At 71.2% G+C, this 5,444-nt stretch carries 5 protein-coding genes and 2 tRNA genes; 2 read left to right on the forward strand and 5 right to left on the reverse strand.

What is annotated here, in order from left to right:
• Positions 1 to 707, reverse strand: a 707-nt coding sequence (locus tag H5J30_RS16085; protein ID WP_258563350.1) for an FGGY family carbohydrate kinase, incomplete at its 3' end; no start/stop codon positions are given.
• Between the two features lie 130 nt (positions 708 to 837).
• On the reverse strand, positions 838 to 1,161 hold the full coding sequence (locus H5J30_RS16090; RefSeq protein WP_181788120.1) for a YtxH domain-containing protein: 324 nt from the start codon (positions 1,159 to 1,161) through the stop codon (positions 838 to 840).
• A 182-nt stretch (positions 1,162 to 1,343) separates the two neighbouring features.
• Between H5J30_RS16090 and H5J30_RS16095 the strand changes: the two genes are divergently transcribed.
• Positions 1,344 to 1,416 (forward strand) — tRNA-Asn (locus tag H5J30_RS16095).
• A 220-nt stretch (positions 1,417 to 1,636) separates the two neighbouring features.
• Positions 1,637 to 1,710: transfer RNA gene (locus H5J30_RS16100), tRNA-Ile, on the forward strand.
• Positions 1,711 to 1,768: 58 nt separating this feature from the next.
• Here the strand turns inward: H5J30_RS16100 and H5J30_RS16105 are convergent.
• From H5J30_RS16105 to H5J30_RS16115, 3 genes are all read right to left on the reverse strand, one after another.
• Positions 1,769 to 3,316 (reverse strand): hypothetical protein, encoded by a 1,548-nt coding sequence (locus tag H5J30_RS16105; RefSeq protein ID WP_181788121.1) that lies wholly within the window; start codon positions 3,314 to 3,316, stop codon positions 1,769 to 1,771.
• Positions 3,317 to 3,322: 6 nt separating this feature from the next.
• Positions 3,323 to 4,066 carry a hypothetical protein gene (locus tag H5J30_RS16110; protein WP_181788122.1) on the reverse strand — a complete coding sequence of 248 codons (744 nt, stop codon included), beginning with the start codon at positions 4,064 to 4,066 and terminating at the stop codon, positions 3,323 to 3,325.
• Between the two features lie 325 nt (positions 4,067 to 4,391).
• The coding region (locus tag H5J30_RS16115) for an AMP-binding protein (RefSeq protein ID WP_181788123.1) at positions 4,392 to 5,444 on the reverse strand (1,053 nt) is incomplete at its 5' end.

Genomic DNA, 5,444 nt, shown 5'->3' on the forward strand with positions numbered 1-5,444 from the left:
ACGGCGGCCATGGTCTCGCCGGTGCCGGCGGAGATGAGCAGGCCCTCAGGGGTGCGGCCGGCCGCGTCGGCGGGGCCGAGGACCTCCGGCAGGCCCGCCTCGTGGCCGAGGGCCAGCTCGACGAGGTCGCGGCGCCACTCGCCGGTGTGCGCGGACCAGTAGCCGGTGGTGGAGGCGGAGCCGCGGTCCGTGGTGCGGCGGGGCGGCTTGCCCAGCAGCTGCCAGACGAGCCAGTCGTGCGGGGTCATGAGCTGCGCGGTGCGCTTGGCGTGGTCGGGCTCGGTGGCGGCGAGCCGGCGCAGCTTGGTGACGGGCAGCTTGGCGTCCGGCACCGCGCCGACGGCCTCCGCCCACGCCGCCCGGCCGCCGAACTCGCCGGCGAGGTCTGCGGCGGCGCCCTGGGCCCGCTTGTCGTTGCCGGTGAGCGCGTGCCGTACGGGCGCGCCCGCGGCGTCCAGCGGGATGACGGCGTGCTGCTGGGCAGCTACCCCGATGGCCTGCACGCCCTCCAGTACGCCGCCGTCCGCGGCCTCGCCGAGCGAGAGGAGCCACGTCTGCGGGTCGGCCTCGTACGCCGCCGCCTCGTCGACGGACTCGGACACCGGGTGCGGGGCGTAGCCCTGCTTGAGTACCGCGCCGGTGTCGGCGTCGCAGACGACGATGTTGGTGCCTTCAGGCGAGCTGTCCAGACCGGCGACTATCCCCATGCCGCAGATGATGCCCTATCGGCGGGGCCGTCCGGGCACCGGCGCGGTTTCGGCCAGGGCGCCGACCGGAACCGGCCCACCGGCCGCGGGGTGCGCTCGAACCGGTGCGCGCCCCGCGGCCGGCCCGGGGTCAGGTGTTCGTCGTACCCCAGTCGTCGGGCTCGTCGCGCCGGCCGCGGGTGCCGTTCGCGTGCCCGTTCCCGTGGAGGAAGTGGACGCGCGAGGCGACGTTCTCCGGGACCACGTCCGCAAACTTCGTGGAGAGTGAACTCGCCGCCTTGGTCACGGCGTCCCGGCTGGTCAGCGCGGCGGCCTCGGCGGCGTTGCGCACCGCCGGGGACTCGCTGAACTGCTGCGCGGCCTTGCGCATCTGCTCGTAGCGCTCGCGTCCGGCCCGACTGCCCAGGACGTACCCGACGGCGATCCCCGCAACGAAGCTCACCCGGTACCGCATGGTCTCCACCTTCCCTCGGACTGCCTCGACTGGGCTGTTCCGCCCTGCTGTCACCGGTACGCGTACCCGGAAGAGGGGGAGGGGTGAATACCGATTTCGGAGCGGACCCAGCCATGCGCTAATGTATTGCGAGCAGCACAGGAGCGCCCCCCGGGAGCGGGAAGGGCCTCCGTGCGGAGCAGTCCTCCGTAGCTCAATCGGCAGAGCAGCCGGCTGTTAACCGGCAGGTTACTGGTTCGAGTCCAGTCGGGGGAGCAGGTACGCGAAGGCCCCGAACGGGGCCTTCGCCCCTTTCTGCCCGCACGACCCTCCCAGCTCCTCCGCCGCCCCCGGAACCGGAAGCGGTCCACCCGCGTCCTTCCGGACATGCGCAGCCGCCCGGCTCCTCCCCGGCGACGGGGTCTCCGGGCGACAGATCGTATGAGCGGCTATGCTGCGGCAGACGGCGCGCACATCTGTACGTGACGCGCCGTACGGGGCGGTAGCTCAGCCGGTTAGAGCAACGGACTCATAATCCGTCGGCCGTGGGTTCGAGTCCCACCCGCCCCACTCAGATCCCTCCCCGAAGGATCGTTTCCGCCAGGGATTTCCCTGCGGGTTCGCCGGGTCAGCCCACGACGTCCACCTGTCCGTCGGGCACCAGCGGGCACGTGCCGCCGGAGAAGCCGATGGTCAGTTGGTGGGTGACCACCATTCCGCCGATGATCTGCGCGGCCTGGTCGGGGTCCATGCCGGGGTCGGCGTCGTTGACGTCCTGGGCGATGACGAAGTAGCTCCAGGTGCCCGCTTCCATCTCCCGGGAGAGATGTGGGAAGCCCCCGGTGTACGTCCCGTCGTCGGGTGCGCTGTCCGGGGCCGCGCCGTCGTCGGCGAGGGTGGTCCGGTAGTACCGTCCGCTCGGGGCGATGAGGAAGCACTGCACGAAGAGCCGGCCGCCGCGCAGCTGGTGGCCGTCGGCGTCGTAGAACTCCGCCTTCACCTCGAACGTCTCGCCGGCGGTGTTGTCCAGGACGTCCGGTGCGGAGATGTCGTACCGCGACAGCACGTGCTGATTCTCCTGCGTCTCCGACACGCTGTGGCTGTACGTCCCGCCGTCGGTGGTGCGGCGGTACTCCCAGCGCGTGTCCACCTGGAAGGGCCGCCCGAGTGCCACCGGGTCGTTCGGGACGAGTTCGAACTTCAGGTTCTCCCCGGTGGTGACTTCCCCGCCGGGCGGCGGGGTGTGGTCCTGGCCCCGGCGCATCGGGTCGCGGGCGTCGGAGGCCGCCGCGATGGTGGCCACGGTGGCGGCGGCGGCGACGAGGCCCGCCGCGACCGCGTTGGTGCCCTCCCCCTCGGCCTCGGTGTTGCAGCAGCTTCCGTCGTTGGCCGGCCCCGTCGTGGTCTGGATCTCTCCCGTCCCCGCGACGGCCTCGACGATCGCGGCGGCGACCACCAGCACCCCGGCGACTATCCCGAGGATGATCTTCCAGAACGGGTCCTCGAAGGGGAGGGGGCCGTACTGGCCGCTGTAGGGCGGGTTCGGGGAGAGGGTGAGACGCACTTCTTTGGGGAGGTAGCCGGGCGGGCAGAAGACGAAGTCCGTGTAGTGCTGCGAGTACAGTTCGCGGGCGGCGTCGAGGAAGGACCGCTCGTCGTCCCCGAGAGCGGCGACGAGGTCCGCCGTCCCGGCCCGGTCCGATCGGACGGAGGGCTTCACGCACGGCTCCGCCGCGGCGAAGAGCGACACGAACTCCACGTTGAGGCGCCCCTGCGGCACGTCCACGTCGAAGGTGTGGGTGACGGGGTCGAACGTCGTCCGCATCACGAAGATCTTCTTGATGACGCGCGTCGTTCCCGACGGGCCGTTGCTGACGAAGCTGACGTAGTGGTCGCCGGGTGCGGCATCCGTCAGGTCCAGCTTCCAGGACAGGGTGCGTACCGCGTCCGAGGGCAGATCGCCGAGATCGTACGTCCGGGGGGAGACGGCGATACCGGGGTCGGAGACGCTCTCCAGATAGATCCTGGTGCCGGCGAGGGCCCCGGCGGTCGTGTTGCGGACCTGCGCGTGCAGCTCCTGAGGGCCCAGGGCGGTTTCGAAGATCCCGTCCGGCATCATCAGCCCCGTCATCGGATGCGTGGCGAAGGGGCGGTTGGCGATTTCGAAGGAAGGCATTCGGTTTCACTCTCCTCGGACCAGCAGGAATCCCATGCCGCCGACCTGCACGCCCCCGGCGAACTGAAGCACTTCCACCAGGCCGGCATCGCCGTCGAGGCGTGCTATCAGGTGGAGGTTCACGTGGCCGCCGGGCGGGATCTTCAGCTCCCCCACCTCCGGCGAAGCCTGGTCGAGTTCCGCCGGTCCCGGGTACGCCGTGCCGGTGAACCCCGCGATCCGCGCCTCGCCGCCGTCCCCGAGGAGCGCCCCGTCGAGTCCTCCCGTCTCGACGAGGGGGTCCAGAGCGCGCAGGGAGGCCGGCTCCGCGGTCACCGTGAACACCTGCTCCTCGCGGCCCGAGTTGTTCACCATGAGCGGCAGGATCGTGAAGAACTCGCCGCCGATCGGCAGGGAGTTCTCCCTGACGTGCAGGATGGTGAGATTTCGCTGCGCGAGGTGCGGATCCGCCGTCGGTCTCGCCCGCAGGGCCGGATTCACGGGGTCGAGTGATGCGTGGAACGCCTCGACGACCAGGCACGCTTTGTACGGGACACTCCATGGCCGCAGGCAGAGGACGTCGGAACTCGCACCCCCCGGAATGGTCACGGAGGCCGAGCCGTGTTTGATCGCCTTGCCGGTGATGCCGATCCCGCTGGGAGTCCAGTAGAAGTTCACCGTCGCGTTCGCGATCTCGGCCTCGGTGCGGTTCTGCACCCTGGCCCACAGGAAAACCTGCTGTCCTTCGACCGGCATTCCGGGGCTGCCCATGGGATCGGATCCCGGTACCACCCAGATGTCTTCGCTGAGGTACCACTTCGGCTGCCCGTCGCGGATCTCAATCTTTGCTTCACCCATCGCAACCTCGCACCTGAGAAGCTCGGTATCGACACGCAGGGAAGAGGTGTCCTCGTATTCAGGCTGGCAGACGGGCCCGGACGCCGCGAGTGGATCACTTCCCGCGGTCCCGGCGGGGATCCGTATCCCGACATCAGGTGACGCGGGCTGCCCGAGTACCGGGCCTACGGTCTCCACTGCGCGGGCGGCGTGCCGTGCGGGGAGCCGGAGGTGCCGGAAAGGTGAGGGGGCCGCGGGGTCAGAGGCGGTCGTGGAGGAGGCGGGACAGCTCCACCCGGCGGGTCTTGAGGGTCGCGGTGCGGGGGAGTTCGGCCAGCGGGAGGTGGACCGGCGCGCCGAGCTGGGGGTAGTCGGCGGTGGCCGCCCGCCAGCGGGCGGGGACCAGGGGCTCGTCGTCGCGGGTGCACAGGACGGGGACCGGTTCGGCGTCGGGCCCCTGGACGACGACGAGTTCGACGAGTTCTTCGAGGCGGTCCAGGACGGTGTCCTCGATCTCCAGGCTGGAGCCGATCCCGGGGATGGTGTCGGTCTCGCGGTCGAGCATGTGCAGGCAGCCGGCGCGGGTGCGGTAGCCGACGTCGCCGGTGCGCCACCAGCCGTCGTGGACGTTCTCGTCGTAGCGGTCCTGCTCCCCGTGGTACGTCTGGGCGAGGCCGTCCCAGCGGACCTCGATGAACCCCGGGTTCGCGGCGGAGACCCGCCGGCCGTTCCGCGGGACGACGCGGATCCGGGCGCTGCCCGGCAGCGGGAAGCCGACGCAGCGGCCGTCCATGCCGCGGGTGTCGCGGCGGAAGTAGGGGCGGCCCGCGGCGGGGCCGACCTCGGACTGGCCGTAGATCTGGAAGAACCGCGGGGCGCGGCGGCGGGAGGCGTCCAGGAGGCGGCGTACGGTGCGCGGGTGGAGGGCGTCGAACGTGGCGGAGAAGTACTTCACGGACGCGAAGGGTTCGCGCGGGTCCGCGGCCAGGCCCTCCCAGGCGAGGAACGAGTTGGGCAGGGCCTCGACGAGACCGGGCCGGTTCCGCAGGAAGGACTTCGCGACGCTCTCCGGGTCGTGGTGGGCCAGGAGGACCGCCGGCATGCCTTTCAGCAGCACCAGCGCCATCGCCGCGAACAGCCGCGAGTGCACGAACGGCACGCTGACGGCGACCGTCTCGCGCCCGCGCATCAGCGCGAGCAGGGCGAGTTGCGGGCGCAGCCGGGCGCGCATGGTGCGCGGGGTGTGGACGACCAGCTTCGGTACGCCCGTCGTGCCCGAGGTGTGCGTGATCATCGCCGGGTCGTCCAGCCC

This window comes from Streptomyces phytophilus (assembly GCF_013870535.1).
In the GTDB taxonomy this organism is placed as follows: Bacteria; Actinomycetota; Actinomycetes; order Streptomycetales; family Streptomycetaceae; genus Streptomyces; species Streptomyces phytophilus.